The organism is Pseudomonas cerasi, from assembly GCF_027983475.1.
GTDB classification, from domain to species: domain Bacteria; phylum Pseudomonadota; class Gammaproteobacteria; order Pseudomonadales; family Pseudomonadaceae; genus Aquipseudomonas; species Aquipseudomonas cerasi.
The window spans coordinates 210761-226755 of sequence record NZ_JAQJVM010000003.1 but is presented as its reverse complement, the minus strand read 5'-3'; the positions used below and the strand labels follow the sequence as shown (position 1 = coordinate 226755).

The window sequence follows — 15995 nt, the reverse complement described above, 5'->3', positions numbered from 1 at the left end:
GCATTATCACTGACATGGCTCAGAAAACCAGTCACCCTTGCAGATAAGCGTCGCAGGATGTTTCTTGCTTTATAATCCAGACCTTTCGTAAGGCTCGGTTTTTTATGTCCGATTATTCCCGTAACGCGCTGCGAACCGCCGTTCTGTATGGGCTGCTGTCGATTCTGTGGTTCGCGACAGGCAGCGCCCTGCTGTCTTTTTTCGTCAAGGATCCGGCTCGACTGTCCGTCGGACAACAGATGATCGGTTACGGCTGGGCGTTGCTCAGCACCGTCATGATCTTCATTGCACGTGACAAATTGAAGGCCATCGTCGGCGGCGAAGCGCTGTTTGAGCGCCAACAACAGGACTATGACCGGCTGCTGCTGGCGGCGGTGGTGTTCGACAGTACGCGTGAGGGTGTGCTGGTCAGTGATGCCGAAGGGCGTATTGTCCATGTAAATCGTGCGTTTGTGGACATCACTGGCTATCAGGCCGACGAGGTGCTGGGTTTCAACCCCAGCAAGTTCAAGTCCGGTCGTCATGGCCCCGAGTTTTATCGGCAGATGTATCACTCACTGCAGAGTGCCGGGCAGTGGAGCGGAGAGATCTGGAACCGGCGCAAAAGCGGCGAGATCTATCCGCAATGGCAAACCATCCGCTGCATCAAGGGTGAAGACGGGCAGGCCAGGCATTTTGTGGCGGTGTTTTCCGACATCACGGCCATCAAGCGCTCCGAACAGGAACTGGCGCAACTGGCCCATTACGATGCGCTGACCGAGTTGCCCAATCGTCTGCTGCTGACCGACCGTATCAGCCAGGCGCTGACCTCGGCGCGCTCCAGCAAGCGCGGCTGTGCGCTGCTGGTGGTCGACCTGGACAACTTCAGAAACATCAACGACAGCCTTGGCCATAACATCGGCGACGAAGTGCTCAAGGCGGCAGCCGAACGTCTCAATGCGCTGGCCGATAGCGGTATGACGGTCTCGCGGCTGGGCGGTGACGAATTCGCGCTGCTGGTCAAAAACTGTACGCACATGGTGCATGCCGCAGCGCTCGCGCAGCAGGTGATCAATGCCTTCAAAGCGCCGTACCCGATTGGCGGGCATCAGTTGTTCGTCACTGCCAGTATCGGTATCAGCCTGTTTCCCGGTGACGCGCTGACGGCCGAGCAATTGTTGCGCAATGCCGACTCGGCGCTGTTCAAGGCCAAGACCGATGGCCGCGAAGGGTTTGCGCTGTACACCGAAGAGCTGACCGCCCACGCCCAGCAGCGGGTGCAACTGGCCAGCGAGCTGCGCCAGGCCATCGAGCAGGACCAATTGCGGGTGTTCTACCAACCGGTTTACGACCTGGTAACCGGACGTATTTGCGCGGTCGAAGCGCTGGTGCGCTGGCAGCACCCGACTCGTGGCATGGTTTCGCCCGGCGATTTCATCCCTATCGCCGAGCAGAACGGGCTCATCGCCGATATCGATGCCTGGGTATTGAATACTGCCTGTCGGCAAATGCAGGCATGGCTGGCAGAAGGCGTCTCGATTGCGTCCGTCGCGGTCAACGTGTCCAGCCGCCTGTTCAGTCGTGGTGATGTCGATCGGCGAGTGGCTGAGGTCTTGAACGAGACCGGCCTCGATCCGGCATTTCTTGAGCTGGAAGTCACTGAAAGTGCCGTCATGGAGGACCCTGAACAGGCCATCAAGCAATTGCATCGCCTGCGTGAACTGGGCCTGAGTCTGGCCATCGATGACTTCGGCACAGGCTACTCATCGCTGCTGCGGCTCAAGAGCATGCCGGTGCAGAAGCTCAAGATCGACCAGGGTTTCGTGGCCGGGCTGCCGGGCGACGTGGATGACATCGCGATTGTACGGACGGTCATCGCGCTGGCTTCGAGCCTGGGCATGCGTGTACTGGCGGAGGGGATCGAACACGCCAGTCAGGCTTCATTCCTGTTAAGCAACGGTTGCGAGTTGGGCCAGGGCTACTGGTTTGCCCGGCCCATGGCGGCACAGTCGATTGACTGGACGCACGCGCCCGCGTTCAACTAGTTCAGGCCCCCACTGATAACGCGGGTCAGGGTGTGCAATGCACCCTGAGTGGCTTCCACCCTTATAAAGTCTTTTTGGTTATATCTGCATTCTTAAATAGTCTTTTTAAGAATATCCGCACCTCACTATTATTGCCTCACCGCCATACGCCATCGCCCCCAGTCGCGACGGCAGGCCCCTCACTTCTCAAGGATTAAGACAATGAGCGCATCTCTACGTAGTGTTGACGGTCAGGACGAAGCAGCCATTCTGCGTGAAATTCAGAGTGCGTTGCGTGACCTGCGTTTTGGTGCCGTCGAAATCACCGTGCACAACGCACAGGTGGTGCAGATCGAGCGCAAGGAAAAGTTTCGTTTGCAGAACCCTGCCAAGCAGAACTGAAGCGGCAATCACCCGACTGGTCAACCGGAGGGTTTCATCCTGACTCCTGATACCCCCCTGAAAAACAGCAACGCGCCCGTGCGAATGCCGTTCTGACGCGCCAAGAAATCAAAAAAGCCAACACACAGCATTTCCAGGAGCTTCAATCTATGTCCATTCGCCGTTTTGCGCTGGCGGCTCTCGCCAGTGCTGTTTTCGCAGGCTCGGCTGTCGCCAAGGATTACGAACTGCTCAACGTGTCCTACGATCCGACCCGCGAGCTGTACCAGGATTACAACGCAGAATTCGTTAATTTCTGGAAAAAATCCCATCCGGACGACAAGGTCGAGATCAAGCAATCCCACGGCGGCTCGGGCAAGCAGGCGCGTGGCGTGATTGATGGCCTGCGCGCTGACGTAGTGACCCTGGCACTGGCCGGTGATATCGACGAAATCGCCAGGCTCGGCAAGACGCTGCCCGAAAACTGGCAGACCCGTCTGCCGGACGCGAGCACGCCGTACACCTCGACCATCGTGTTTCTGGTGCGCAAGGGCAACCCGAAAGGCATCAAGGACTGGGGCGATCTGACCAAGGAAGGCGTCTCGGTGATCACACCGAACCCGAAAACCTCCGGCGGTGCGCGCTGGAACTTCCTGGCCGCCTGGGCCTACGGCCTGAAGGCGGGCGGCGGTGACGAAGCCAAGGCCAAGGAATACGTGCAGACGCTGTTCAAGCACGTGCCGATCCTGGATACCGGCGCACGCGGTTCGACCATCACCTTCGTCAACAACGGTCAGGGTGACGTGCTGCTGGCGTGGGAAAACGAAGCGTTCCTGGCGTTGAAAGAAGACGGCGGCAAGGACAAGTTCGACATCGTCGTACCTTCGCTGTCGATCCTTGCCGAACCTCCTGTCGCCGTGGTCGACAAGAACGCCGAGAAGAAGGGCAACACCGAAATCGCGACTGAATACCTCAAGCACCTGTACAGCAAGGAAGGTCAGGAAATTGCTGCGAAAAACTTCTATCGTCCACGTGATGCCGAAGTGGCCGCCAGGTACGAGAAGCAATTCCCGAAACTCGATCTGGTGACTATCGACAAAGACTTTGGTGGCTGGAAAACTGCGCAGCCGAAGTTTTTCAATGACGGCGGCGTTTTCGACCAGATTTATCAGGCGCAATAAGCCGAAATGAGGATGCCGCCCGAGCGGCATCGCAGGCTTGGCCAAACAGCCCGGATTACCCTCCGGGCTTCGTGCAAGTGAAACCAGGGACTTTTATGTCGCGTCGTATCTCCCCCGTCATACCCGGCTTCGGGCTGACGCTGGGCTACACCTTGGTGTACCTCAGTCTGATTGTGCTAATACCGCTCGCCGCCATGTTCGTACATGCCGCGCAGCTCACCTGGGATCAGTTCTGGACCATCATCACGGCACCACGCGTGATCGCGGCACTCAAGCTGAGCTTCGGCACCGCCTTTTACGCAGCCCTCATCAACGGTGTGATCGGCACACTGCTGGCCTGGGTGCTGGTGCGCTACACCTTCCCCGGGCGCAAGGTCATCGATGCGATGATCGATCTGCCATTCGCCCTGCCCACCGCAGTGGCCGGTATCGCCCTGACAGCGCTGTACGCGCCCAACGGCTGGGTCGGCCAGTTCGCGGCTGATCTGGGTTTCAAGATCGCCTACACCCCGCTGGGTATCACCCTGGCGCTGACCTTCGTCACCCTGCCGTTCGTGGTGCGCACCGTGCAGCCTGTGCTGGCCGATATTCCCAAGGAAGTCGAAGAGGCCGCTGCCTGCCTGGGCGCGCGTCCGTTACAGGTGTTTCGCCACATCCTCGTGCCGGCGTTGCTGCCTGCCTGGCTGACCGGCTTCGCCCTGGCGTTTGCCCGTGGCGTGGGCGAGTACGGTTCGGTGATTTTCATTGCCGGCAACATGCCGATGAAAACCGAGATCCTGCCGCTGCTGATCATGGTCAAGCTCGACCAGTACGACTACACCGGCGCAACCGCTATCGGCGTGATGATGCTGGTGGTGTCCTTCATTCTGCTGCTGCTGATCAACCTGCTGCAGCGGCGCATTGAAACCCCATCCTGAGGAGGCGCAGAACATGTCTTATTCATCTGTTTCAGCCGCCGCCTCTGCCAACGCCGCCCGTCGTGGCAGCGCGGTGTCGCGACGCATTCTGATCGGCCTGTGCTGGCTGGTGTTCGTCCTGTTTCTAGGGCTGCCACTGTTCATCGTGGTGTCCCAGGGCCTGAAAAACGGTCTGGGCGCGTTCTTTACCGCGATCCTCGAGCCGGACGCGCTGTCGGCGTTGAAGCTGACGGTTATTGCGGTACTGATCTCGGTGCCGCTCAACCTGGTGTTCGGCGTCAGCGCCGCATGGTGCGTGAGCAAATACTCGTTCCGTGGCAAGAGCATTCTGGTCACGCTGATCGACCTGCCGTTCTCGGTGTCGCCGGTCATCGCCGGTCTGGTTTACGTGCTGATGTTCGGTGCGCAGGGGCTGTTCGGGCCGTGGTTGCAGGATCACGACATCCAGATCGTCTTCGCCCTGCCGGGCATCGTGCTGGCGACCATCTTTGTCACCGTGCCGTTCGTTGCGCGTGAGCTGATCCCGCTGATGCAGGAGCAGGGCACTCAGGAAGAAGAGGCCGCACGGCTGCTGGGCGCCAATGGCTGGCAGATGTTCTGGCACGTCACGGTGCCGAACATCAAATGGGGCCTGATCTACGGCGTGGTGCTGTGTACGGCGCGGGCGATGGGTGAGTTTGGCGCGGTGTCGGTGGTTTCCGGGCACATTCGCGGCGTCACCAACACCCTGCCGCTGCACGTCGAAATCCTCTACAACGAGTACAACCACGTTGCCGCCTTTGCCGTGGCGAGCCTGTTGCTGATCCTGGCGCTGTTCATCCTGCTGCTCAAGCAGTGGAGCGAATCCCGCATTAACCGTCTGCGCCATAACGCGGCGGAGGAATAATCATGTCGATCGAAGTCCGTAACGTCAGCAAGAACTTCAACGCCTTCAAGGCCCTGAACAACATCAGTCTGGACATCCAGAGTGGCGAGCTGGTGGCGTTGCTCGGCCCGTCAGGCTGCGGCAAGACCACCCTGCTGCGCATCATTGCCGGTCTGGAAACCCCGGATGACGGCAGCATTGTGTTCCACGGCGAAGATGTGTCCGGTCACGACGTGCGTGATCGCAACGTCGGGTTCGTGTTCCAGCATTACGCGCTGTTCCGCCACATGACGGTGTTCGATAACGTCGCGTTCGGCCTGCGCATGAAGCCCAAACGCGAGCGCCCGAACGAGACACGGATCGCCGAGAAGGTCCATGAGCTGCTGAACATGGTGCAGCTGGACTGGCTGGCCGACCGTTATCCGGAGCAACTGTCGGGTGGACAGCGCCAGCGCATCGCCCTGGCCCGCGCCCTGGCGGTCGAGCCAAAAGTGCTGCTGCTGGACGAGCCGTTCGGGGCGCTGGACGCCAAGGTGCGCAAGGAGCTGCGTCGCTGGCTGGCGCGCCTGCACGAGGACATCAACCTGACCTCGGTGTTCGTGACTCACGATCAGGAAGAGGCCATGGAAGTGGCCGATCGCATCGTGGTGATGAACAAGGGTGTGATCGAGCAGATCGGCTCGCCGGGCGAGGTCTACGAGAACCCGTCCAACGACTTCGTCTACCACTTCCTCGGCGACTCCAATCGCCTGAGCCTGGGCGAGGAGGGTCACCTGCTGTTCCGTCCGCATGAGGTGTCGCTGTCCCGCCAGGAAATCGAAGACCACCACGCCGCCGAAGTCCGCGACATCCGCCCACTGGGCGCGACGACGCGGGTCACCCTGAAAGTGGAAGGGCAGAGCGAACTGATCGAGGCCGAAGTGGTGAAGGACCACGACAGCCTGGTGGGCCTGGCCAAGGGCGAGACGCTGTTCTTCAAACCGAAGGTCTGGCAGAAGCTTTAAGCCCGCCCTCCAGCTATCGTTCCCATGCTCCGCGTGGGAATGCCTTTCTGGAAGCTCTGCGTCCGATCTTGAGTGCGCGGTGTCAGCACGGGCATGTGACGCAGAGCGTCACGAACTGCATGCCAACGCGGAGCATTGGCACGATAGTCACCTCACGACTTCCATCATTCCCGCGCTCCGCGTTGGCACGGTAGTCGCTTCACGATTTTTATCGTTCCCATGCTCCGCGTGGGAATGCCTTTCTGGACGCTCTGCGTCCTCGGGCTGTTATCGCACGGACAACGCCAGCATGAACGCCGCGACGATGCCGCACACGGCGAACAGTTGTTGCAGGCGTGGGCCGGCGAGGTAGCGGGCGACTTGTCTGCCGATGATCAGGCCGACAACTGCACCCAGCGCGAACGGCGCACCAACCGCCCAGTGCATCACCCCGCTCAGTGACGCGGTGATAACGCTGCCCGTCGAAACCAGGGCGATCACCGCCAGTGACGTCGCCACGACACTCTTCATGTCCAGGTCGCTGTAGCGGGTCAACGCCGGAATGATCACGAACCCGCCGCCAACCCCCAACAAACCAGACAGCAACCCGGAGCCCACGCCGGTCAGCGTCAGTGCGCGCAGGCAGGGCATGGTCCAGCGCAGGCGGCCCTGCAACGGGTTGAGCACGCAGGGCAGGATCTCTGCGCGCGGCGCCGGCTTTCCGTGGCGCAATTCGCGGCTGGCCCTGATGAACATGCGTCCACAGGCGTACAGCAACACAACCGAAAAGACCAAGGCCAGCGGCGTATTGGGCAGTCGATGAGCGAGCCACAGGCCCAGAGGCGCCATCAGCACACCAATGGACGCGATGTACCCGGCCGCGCGATAGCGGACGATGCCCTGGCGCAGCCCCAGCACCGCACCGATCCCCGCCGCCAGCCCTACGGCCAGCAGACCGACAGGTGCCGCTTCGACAATCGACAGACCGAGACCGAAGACCAGCAGCGGCACGGCGAGAATGCCGCCCCCCGCTCCGGTCAGCGCCAGTACCATGCCGATGATGGTTCCCAGACCAACGCCCAGTAACTGATGCTCATCCATGCCGGGTGTCAGCCTTTTTCGGTTTGGCCAGCCATTCACGGCCCTTGAGCATGCCATGCCAGTACAGCGCGGGCAGCACTCGCGCTTTCAACCACCAGGCCAGTCGGGTCGGCTGGCGACCCTCCAGCAGCCAGCGCGGAAAGCTCGGCGCGACCTTGCCGCCATAGGTGAATTCGGCCAGCACAATGCGGCCTTTCTCGACCGTCAACGGGCACGAGCCATAACCGTCATACACAGCGGATTCACCCCGACGACCCAGCGCGACCAGCACGTTGTTGGCCACCACCGGCGCCTGCTTGCGTGCCGCTGCGGCGGTCTTGGCGTTGCTGGTATTGGTGACGTCGCCCAGGCCATGCACATTGGCGAACTGCCGGTGCTTCAGCGTAGCAGGGTCCACGTCCACCCAGCCTGCGGCATCGGCCAGCGGGCTGCTGCGGATGAAGTCGGGGGCAATCTGCGGCGGCACTACGTGCAACATTTCGAAGCTTTGCTCGACGGTCTCGCTGCTGCCATCGGCCTGCGTGCGGATGAACGTAGCACGCTTGCCAGGCCCGTCGACGGCGACCAGCCGATGGCTAAACCTGAGGTCGATGGCGTAGCGCTCGACGTACTTCATCAGCGCTGGCACATAGTCGGCGACACCGAACAGCACGCCACCGGCGTTGTAGAACTGCGTATAGATCTGCGCGAGACGGCCGCTTTTCAACCAGTGATCGCAGGACAGGTACATCGCCTTCTGTGGCGCACCGGCGCACTTGATCGGCATGGGCGGCTGAGTGAACAGCGCGCGGCCCTGTTTCAGGTTCTGCACCAGCTTCCAGGTGTAGGGCGCCAGGTCATAGCGATAGTTGGAGGTCACGCCATTGGCCCCGAGCGTTTCCACCAGCCCGTCGATGGCCGACCAGTCCAGCTTCAGGCCGGGGCAGACCACCAGTTGCTGATAACCGAGCACGCGGCCGTCGCCCAGCGTCAGCGCATTGTGCTGCGGCTCGAAGGTCGCTACTGCAGCCTTGATCCACTGCACGCCTTTTGGAATCAGCGAAGCCATGCTGCGCGCCGTCGACTGCGGGGTGAAGATCCCCGCACCGACCATGGTCCAGCCGGGCTGGTAATAATGGGTATCGGCGGGGTCGACCAAAGTGATTTGCAGGGTAGCGTCGCGGGCGAGCAGGCTTGCGGCAGTGGCGATACCGGCAGCACCGCCACCGACGATCAGGATCTGACAGGTTGTTGTCGAAGCATTCATCACAGGGTTTCCCAAGGCAGGCAGCGGTCAAAGGGCATTGAGCGGGATCTTCAGGTAGACGACGCCGTTGTCTTCCGGCTCGGGAAAGTGTCCGCAGCGCATGTTGACCTGCACCGCAGGCAGCATCAGCACCGGCATGTCCAGCGTCGCGTCGCGGGCTTCGCGCATGCCGACGAACGCGTCTTCATCCACACCGTCGTGCACATGGATATTGCTGGCGCGCTGTTCGGCAACCGTGGTCATGTATTTCAGCTCACGGCCATTGGGCAGGTAGTCGTGGCACATGAACAGCAGGGTCTCCAGCGGCAGCGCCAGCAGTTTCTTGATCGAGCGATACAGCGTGCGCGCATCGGCACCCGGGAAGTCACACCGGGCGGTGCCGTAATCAGGCATGAACAGCGTATCGCCGACAAACGCGACCGTGGCGTCACCGACTTGCACCAGGTAACTCATGCACGCCGGCGTGTGCCCGGGCGTGTGCATGGCCTTGACCTCAAGCGTGCCGAGGGCGAACGACGCGTTGTCTTCCAGCAGCACATCGAACTGGCTGCCATTGCGCGCAAAGTCAGGCGGCGCGTTGAACAGCGTGCCGAAGGTTTCCTGCACGGCGGTGATGTGGCTGCCAATGACAATTTGCCCACCCAGCCTCTGTTTCAGATACGGCGCTGCCGAGAGGTGATCAGCGTGCACGTGGGTTTCGAAAATCCACTGCACCGAGGCGCCCAGCGCCTGCGCCCGTTCGATCATCCGGTCGGCAGACTCGGTCCTGGTGCGGCCGGACTTGGGGTCGTAATCGAGCACGCTGTCGATCAGCGCACATTGCTTGCTGTGCAGGTCCATCACCAGATAGCTGATGGTCCAGGTATGCGTGTCGAAGAGCGCTTCGACATGGAGTTTTTCACCGATGATCATGTGCAATTCCCATGGCTGTAAATCGCCTCAAGGCCCGTTTGGCCAGGCCGGACGGTTGGCAGTCGTTGCCATGATGTCTCAATAACCATGCCAATCACTGCAAAGCCTGTTCAGCCCAGTAAATAAAGGCATTAGGAATTCTTTAAGAGCACCTGGATCAACTGACAAACCTGCGGACTGCCACATTCTGGCAGTCATTTGGCAGTCCATGGCACACGCTGGCAGACGGATGGGTTAAGCTGCGCCCAGCCCACAGGAGCCCCCATGAACCTCATCGCCACCGATTTTCCCGGCAGTCGCATGCAGTCGCTGGTGTCATACCTCGAGCATGATCTGCGACCGACCATCGTGCTCGACACCGACTACAACATCATTGCCGCCAACACCGCCTACCAGCGCCAGTTCGGCGTCGAAGGCACGCCGCATGTGGGCGAGAAGTGTTATCGGGTGTCGCATCAGTTTGCGGTGCCATGCGATCAGGCCGGCGAGCATTGCCCGATGCGCAAGGCCCATGAAACACGGCTTCCGGAGCGTCTGCTGCACATTCATCACACACCGCGCGGCCCCGAGCATGTGGATGTCGAGCTGCGGCCGATTCTCGATGATCAGGGTGAGGTGATCGCTTATGTCGAGCGACTGAGCTCGGTGGCGGTGGCATCCGTCCAGCCGCAGCAACACGGGCTGGTGGGGCGCTCGGCGGCGTTCAAGGAGGTGCTGAGCGCTCTGCAACGTGCGGCGCCCGCGCAGATTCCGGTGTTACTGCAGGGCGAGTCGGGCACCGGCAAGGAATTGTTCGCGCGCGCACTGCACGCCAGCAGCGCCAGGTCCGCCGGGCCGCTGGTGGTGGTCGACTGCACGGGGCTTACCGAAACCCTGCTGGAGAGCGAGCTGTTCGGCTATGAGAAGGGCGCATTCACGGGCGCATTGCAGCGCAAGACCGGTCTGGCTGAAGCCGCTCATGGCGGGACGCTGTTTCTTGATGAGATTGGTGAGGTGCCGCTGGCCATGCAGGTCAAGCTGTTGAGGCTGATCGAATCGGGCAGTTTTCGTCCGGTGGGCAGCCTGCGCACGGTGCACTCGGATTTTCGGCTGGTGGTGGCCACGCACAAACCGCTCCGGGAGATGGTCGCCGACGGCAGCTTTCGTCAGGATTTGTTTTACCGCATCAGCGCCTTTCCGATTCGCCTGCCGGCCCTGCGTGAACGCAGTGATGACCTGCCGCTGCTGATCGACAGCCTGCTGCAACGCATCGCGCCCGGCGCTGCTCCGCGTGTCGACGCCGAGGCCATGAAGCTGCTGAGTTTGTACAGTTACCCCGGCAACATTCGCGAGCTGCGCAACATACTCGAACGCGCCCGTTTATTTACCGACGACGGCATCATTCGCGCGCAGGACCTGCCCGTCGAGGTGCGCGGCCAGGGCGAAGCGGGTGGTGTGAAGTACCGCCAGCAGGACGACGGCCTGGAGAAACTCGCCCATGCACTGCGAGTGTTCAATGGCTCGCGCAGTGAGCTCGCCAGAGAGCTGGGACTGAGCGAACGCACCCTGTACCGACGTTTGCGTGCCCTAGGGATTCCGCGCTGAAGCGTGAGGAACGATCATCACAACTATCGTGCGGCGCTCCGCGTCGCATACCGTTCTGGACGCTCCGCGTCCTCTTGACGACGCAGAGCGTCGAGAACTGCATTCCCACGCTGGAGCGTGAGGAACGATCATCGCAACTATCGTGCGGCGCTCTGCGTCGCATGCCTTTCCGGACGCTCCGCGTCCTCTTGACGACGCAGAGCGTCGAGACCTGCATTCCCACGCTGGAGCGTGAGGAACGATCATCACAACTATCGTGCGGCGCTCCGCGTCGCATGCCTTTTCCGGACGCTCTGCGTCCGCCCTCGAGGGGCTTACTTGAACGTCACAACCCCACCAGCCAAAGACTCGACCCGCGCCAGGGATTCAACGCGATAGCCCTGGGCGTCCAGCTCGGCGCGGCCGCCTTGGAAGGACTTCTCGATCACGATACCCAACCCAGCTACCGTGGCGCCGGCCTGTTTGATGATCGAGATCAGCGCCTGCGAAGCTTTGCCGTTGGCCAGGAAGTCATCGATGATCAGCACCTTGTCGTCGCTGCTCAGATGGCGCGGCGAGATGGCCACGGTGCTTTCCACCTGCTTGGTGAACGAGTACACGGTCGCCGACAGCAGGTTTTCGGTCAGGGTCAGGGACTGGTGCTTGCGGGCGAAGATCACCGGCACGCCCATTTTCAAGCCTGCCATGACTGCCGGCGCGATACCGGAAGCTTCGATGGTCACGATCTTGGTCACGCCAGCGTCGGCGAACAGTCGGGCGAATTCGTCGCCGATTTCCTTCATCAGGGCCGGGTCGATCTGATGGTTGAGAAACGCATCGACCTTCAGCACCTGATCGGACAATACGATGCCTTCTTCGCGAATTTTCTTGTGCAGTGCTTCCACTTCAATTCCTTGGCTGCGCCATTGCGCAATAAATGATCAATATTGTGTCGGCTAGCGTTTCAGCATGGCGCGAATGTCGGCAAGCGCAGTGTTGCCGCGAACCGCTTTGACTTCCGTCGGTGTGTCGTCATTGCCTTCCCAGGCCAGGTCGTCCGGGGGCAGCTCATCCAGAAAGCGGCTCGGCGCGCAGTCGATGATTTCACCATACTGCTTGCGCTTGGCGGCGAAGGTGAAGGCCAGGGTCTGCCGTGCGCGGGTGATACCCACGTAGGCCAGGCGGCGCTCTTCTTCGATGGTGTCGGCCTCGATGCTGGAGCGGTGTGGCAGGATTTCTTCTTCCATGCCCATGATGAACACATAAGGGAATTCCAGCCCCTTGGAGGCGTGCAAGGTCATCATCTGCACACCTTCGGCACCGTCTTCCTCTTCCTGCTGACGTTCGAGCATGTCGCGCAGGACCAGCTTGCCGATGGCTTCCTCGATGGTCATGCCACCTTCTTCGTCCTTTTCCAGCGTGTTTTTCAGCGCCTCGATCAGGAACCAGACGTTGCTCATCCGGTAATCGGCAGCCTTTTCGCTGGAGCTGTTCTGCCGCAACCAGTTCTCGTAGTCGATGTCCATGACCATGCTGCGCAGCGCGGCGATGGGATCGTTCTGCGCGCACTGCTGGCGCACCCCGTCCATCCAGCGCTTGAAGCGTTGCAAACGGTCGGTGAATCGACTGTCCAGATGCTCGCCCAGGCCGATCTCGTCGGTGGCGGCGTACATCGACACTTTGCGCTCGGTGGCGTAATTACCGAGCTTTTCCAGCGTGGTCGAGCCGATCTCGCGACGCGGAACGTTGATCACCCGCAGGAAGGCGTTATCGTCGTCCGGGTTCACCAGCAGCCGGAAATAGGCCATCAGGTCTTTCACTTCCTGGCGGCCGAAGAAGCTGTTGCCGCCCGACAGTCGATACGGCACCTGGTGGTGCTGCAATTTCAGCTCGATCAGCTTGGCCTGGTAGTTGCCGCGATAGAGGATGGCGAAATCGCTGTACGGGCGGTCGGTGCGCAGGTGCAGGGTGAGGATTTCCATGGCCACCCGCTCGGCCTCGGCGTCTTCGTTACGGCAGCGGATCACGCGGATCTCGTCGCCATGGCCCATCTCGGACCACAGTTGTTTTTCGAAGGCGTGCGGGTTGTTGGAGATCAGCACGTTGGCGCAGCGCAGGATTCGGCTGGTGGAACGGTAGTTCTGCTCCAGCATGACCACTTTCAACGACGGGTAGTCGTCCTTGAGCAGCATCAGGTTTTCCGGCCGCGCACCACGCCAGGCGTAGATCGACTGGTCGTCGTCGCCCACCACGGTGAACTGATGGCGTGTACCGATCAGCAGCTTCACCAGCAGGTACTGGCTGGCGTTGGTGTCCTGATATTCGTCCACCAGCAGGTAACGCACCTTGTTCTGCCATTTTTCCAGGATGTCGGCGTGTTCCTGGAACAGCTTGACCGGCAACAGAATCAGATCGTCGAAGTCCACCGCGTTGTACGCCTTGAGCGTGCGCTGATAGTGGGTGTAGACGATGGCGGCAGTCTGTTCCTTGGGGTTGCGGGCGTTTTCCAGCGCCTCGGCGGGCAGGATCAGGTCGTTTTTCCATGAGCCGATCATGTTCTTGATTTCGTCGACGCCGTCGTCGCCGGAATACTCTTTCTGCATGATGTCGGTCATCAGCGCCTTGACGTCGGTCTCGTCAAAGATCGAGAAGCCCGGTTTGTAGCCCAGCCGCGTGTGCTCCTTGCGGATGATGTTCAGACCCAGGTTGTGGAAGGTCGAAACCGTCAGGCCACGTCCTTCGCCGCCTCTGAGCAGCGTGCCGACCCGCTCTTTCATCTCGCGCGCGGCCTTGTTGGTGAAGGTCATGGCGACAATGTACTGGGCACGAATACCGCAGTTCTGGATCAGATGAGCGATCTTGCGGGTGATCACGCTGGTCTTGCCGGAACCGGCACCGGCGAGCACCAAAAGAGGGCCGCCGACGTAGTTCACGGCTTCCTGCTGCCGGGGATTGAGTCGGGACATGGCGATATGAAGAGTCGTCTGCAAAAAAGGTCGGGCATTTTAACAGGCCCACGGCTTTGTGCAGTGCTCATCGTCGTCGGACAGTGACAGCTATCTAATTCTTCTGTTTTTGTTACATTTGCGCCGCGACGCGCGATACGTGTATTTGTCGCGCTCCTGCGAGAGTGCGGCCACCGGTTTTTCCTTTGCACTTAGGAAGTTAGATTGCCTACACCTGTCGAACCCTTGCGATTGCTGTTATTGGCGCACGAGCCCTTCTGGCAGGCGCTGCTTAGCGGCTGCCTCACTGCGCCGGGAAGCAACGTGATACTTCTGCATGGCGCGAACTGGGACGTTTTCAGCGCCCGATACGCTAACGAGCGCAATACCGTGCTGCTGACCACCCCTGATCTGCAGCCCAGGACCGGGGCCTGCCTGTTGCCTACCGTGGTGCTGCTCGAGACCGAACCATTGGTCGGACCGACCGGCGTCAGTGACTGGCTGGTGCGCGATGCCTTGACCGGTGACACGCTTCGGCGCTGCCTGCGCTATGTCCACGAGCGCAGTCGCCTGGAAGACAGCCTGCGACGCCTGGTCGGCCAGGACCCGTTGACCGGCATCGCCAACCGCCAGGGATTTCAGGCGCTGCTCTCGGCGCGCTTGAGCGAAGGCGGCAGTGTGGCGCTGGGGCATCTGGACCTGGACAATTTTCGCCGCGCCAACGATGCACTGGGGCATCAGGCCGGGGACCGGCTGATCCTGCAAGTCGTGGCGCGCTTGAAAAACCAGCTCGATGCCGGTGATCAGATCGCCCGCCTGGGGGGCGACGAATTCGCCCTGTTGATTGACACCCGAGCAACCCCCGAACGTGCCCTGCAAATGGCCGAACGTATCACTGACGTGCTGGCCGAACCCTATTGGGTCGATGGCGAAAGCCTGCTGCTGGGTTGCAGCCTGGGCATTGCGCATTCGCAAGCCCAGCCCGAAGTCGACCCGCTGATGTGGCATGCGCATATCGCCATGCGTCAGGCCAAGAGCATGCAGGGCTGTACCTATCACCTGTTCGACGAGCGCATCAACCGCAACGCCCGCAGCCTCGCCGATCTGGAAGGTGAACTGCGACGCGCCTTGCGCCGCGATGAGCTGGAACTTCATTACCAGCCGCGCCTGTGCCTGGACAGCGGGCGTATTGTCGGCCTGGAAGCGCTGGTGCGCTGGCGCCATCAGGAACGCGGGCTGCTGCCGCCCAGCGAATTCGTGCCACTGGCCGAGCAAAGCGGCCTGATCGTGCCGCTCGGCTACTGGGTCATCTTCCGCGCACTGCGTGACATGCAGGCCCTGCGCGAACAAGGCTTTGCCCCACTGCACATGGCGATCAATCTGTCGTTCCGGCAGTTTCAGGACAGCCAGCTGCTGCCGACCTTGAATCGCCTCATCGCGGAACACGATGTCGACGCGCGCTGGCTGGAATTCGAACTGACCGAAACCGCCGTCATGCGGCGCAGCGACCAGGTCCGGCAGACCATGGACGCATTGCGGCAACTGGGCGTGCGCTTTTCGCTGGATGATTTCGGCACCGGCTATTCGTCGTTCATGCACCTCAACAGCCTGCCCATCGCGCTGCTCAAGATCGACATGGGCTTTGTCGCGCAGATGGAGTTACGCGAAGAGAACCGCAAGCTGGTCAACGCCATGATCAATCTGGCGCACAACCTGAACCTGGAAGTAGTCGCCGAGGGCGTGGAAACCGCCGGGCAACTGGAGTTGCTGCGCAGTTTCGGCTGCAATCAGGTGCAAGGCTATCTGATCAGCAGGCCACTGCCGGTGGAAGAACTGGTGACCTATCTGCGCTCGCAAGCCGTGCACGCAGATACATCCAGATCCGGGTGACGGTGCGC

At 61.0% G+C, this 15995-nt stretch carries 13 protein-coding genes; 8 read left to right on the top strand and 5 right to left on the bottom strand.

The window, feature by feature from the left end:
• Positions 1-104: 104 nt before the first annotated feature.
• The 6 genes from dibA to PI739_RS17210 all read left to right on the top strand — a co-directional run bounded on the left by dibA (position 105) and on the right by PI739_RS17210 (position 6351).
• Positions 105-2024, top strand: coding sequence for a phosphodiesterase DibA (gene dibA / locus PI739_RS17235; protein ID WP_003435135.1), 1920 nt, complete (start codon positions 105-107; stop codon positions 2022-2024).
• Positions 2025-2225: 201 nt separating this feature from the next.
• A complete protein-coding gene (gene oscA / locus PI739_RS17230) occupies positions 2226-2405 on the top strand; it encodes a sulfur starvation response protein OscA (RefSeq protein WP_003367675.1) in 180 nt (59 codons plus the stop codon).
• A 149-nt stretch (positions 2406-2554) separates the two neighbouring features.
• Positions 2555-3565 carry a sulfate ABC transporter substrate-binding protein gene (locus PI739_RS17225; RefSeq protein WP_003435137.1) on the top strand — a complete coding sequence of 337 codons (1011 nt, stop codon included), beginning with the start codon at positions 2555-2557 and terminating at the stop codon, positions 3563-3565.
• Positions 3566-3660: 95 nt separating this feature from the next.
• Complete coding sequence (gene cysT / locus PI739_RS17220; protein WP_003367677.1) at positions 3661-4482, top strand: sulfate ABC transporter permease subunit CysT; 822 nt, start codon at positions 3661-3663, stop codon at positions 4480-4482.
• Between the two features lie 13 nt (positions 4483-4495).
• On the top strand, positions 4496-5368 hold the full coding sequence (gene cysW / locus PI739_RS17215) for a sulfate ABC transporter permease subunit CysW (protein ID WP_002551394.1): 873 nt from the start codon (positions 4496-4498) through the stop codon (positions 5366-5368).
• 2 nt (positions 5369-5370) lie between these two features.
• Complete coding sequence (locus PI739_RS17210; protein WP_002551393.1) at positions 5371-6351, top strand: sulfate/molybdate ABC transporter ATP-binding protein; 981 nt, start codon at positions 5371-5373, stop codon at positions 6349-6351.
• A gap of 267 nt (positions 6352-6618) precedes the next feature.
• Here PI739_RS17210 and PI739_RS17205 read toward each other — a convergent pair whose 3' ends face one another.
• The 3 genes from PI739_RS17205 to PI739_RS17195 are packed head-to-tail and all read right to left on the bottom strand — an operon-like array spanning position 6619 to position 9589.
• Positions 6619-7431 carry a sulfite exporter TauE/SafE family protein gene (locus PI739_RS17205; protein WP_003435140.1) on the bottom strand — a complete coding sequence of 271 codons (813 nt, stop codon included), beginning with the start codon at positions 7429-7431 and terminating at the stop codon, positions 6619-6621.
• Positions 7424-8677 (bottom strand): NAD(P)/FAD-dependent oxidoreductase, encoded by a 1254-nt coding sequence (locus PI739_RS17200; protein ID WP_271352055.1) that lies wholly within the window; start codon positions 8675-8677, stop codon positions 7424-7426. Before PI739_RS17200 ends, PI739_RS17205 begins: the two co-directional genes overlap by 8 nt.
• Positions 8678-8704: 27 nt before the next feature.
• Positions 8705-9589, bottom strand: coding sequence for an MBL fold metallo-hydrolase (locus PI739_RS17195; RefSeq protein ID WP_003367681.1), 885 nt, complete (start codon positions 9587-9589; stop codon positions 8705-8707).
• 264 nt (positions 9590-9853) lie between these two features.
• On the opposite strand from PI739_RS17195, the gene PI739_RS17190 reads away from it, so the two are divergent.
• A complete protein-coding gene (locus PI739_RS17190) occupies positions 9854-11173 on the top strand; it encodes a sigma-54 interaction domain-containing protein (protein ID WP_003435145.1) in 1320 nt (439 codons plus the stop codon).
• 314 nt (positions 11174-11487) lie between these two features.
• On the opposite strand, the gene PI739_RS17185 is transcribed toward PI739_RS17190, so the two are convergent.
• Entirely contained in the window at positions 11488-12057 is a 570-nt protein-coding gene (locus tag PI739_RS17185) for a xanthine phosphoribosyltransferase (RefSeq protein ID WP_044309668.1), read from the bottom strand.
• A 51-nt stretch (positions 12058-12108) separates the two neighbouring features.
• The gene (gene rep / locus PI739_RS17180) at positions 12109-14118 is read right to left on the bottom strand and encodes a DNA helicase Rep (RefSeq protein WP_003401585.1); all 2010 of its coding nucleotides are present in this window, start codon (positions 14116-14118) and stop codon (positions 12109-12111) included.
• 204 nt (positions 14119-14322) lie between these two features.
• On the opposite strand from rep, the gene PI739_RS17175 reads away from it, so the two are divergent.
• A complete protein-coding gene (locus PI739_RS17175; RefSeq protein WP_271352054.1) occupies positions 14323-15987 on the top strand; it encodes a putative bifunctional diguanylate cyclase/phosphodiesterase in 1665 nt (554 codons plus the stop codon).
• The last annotated feature ends 8 nt before the right edge of the window (positions 15988-15995 follow it).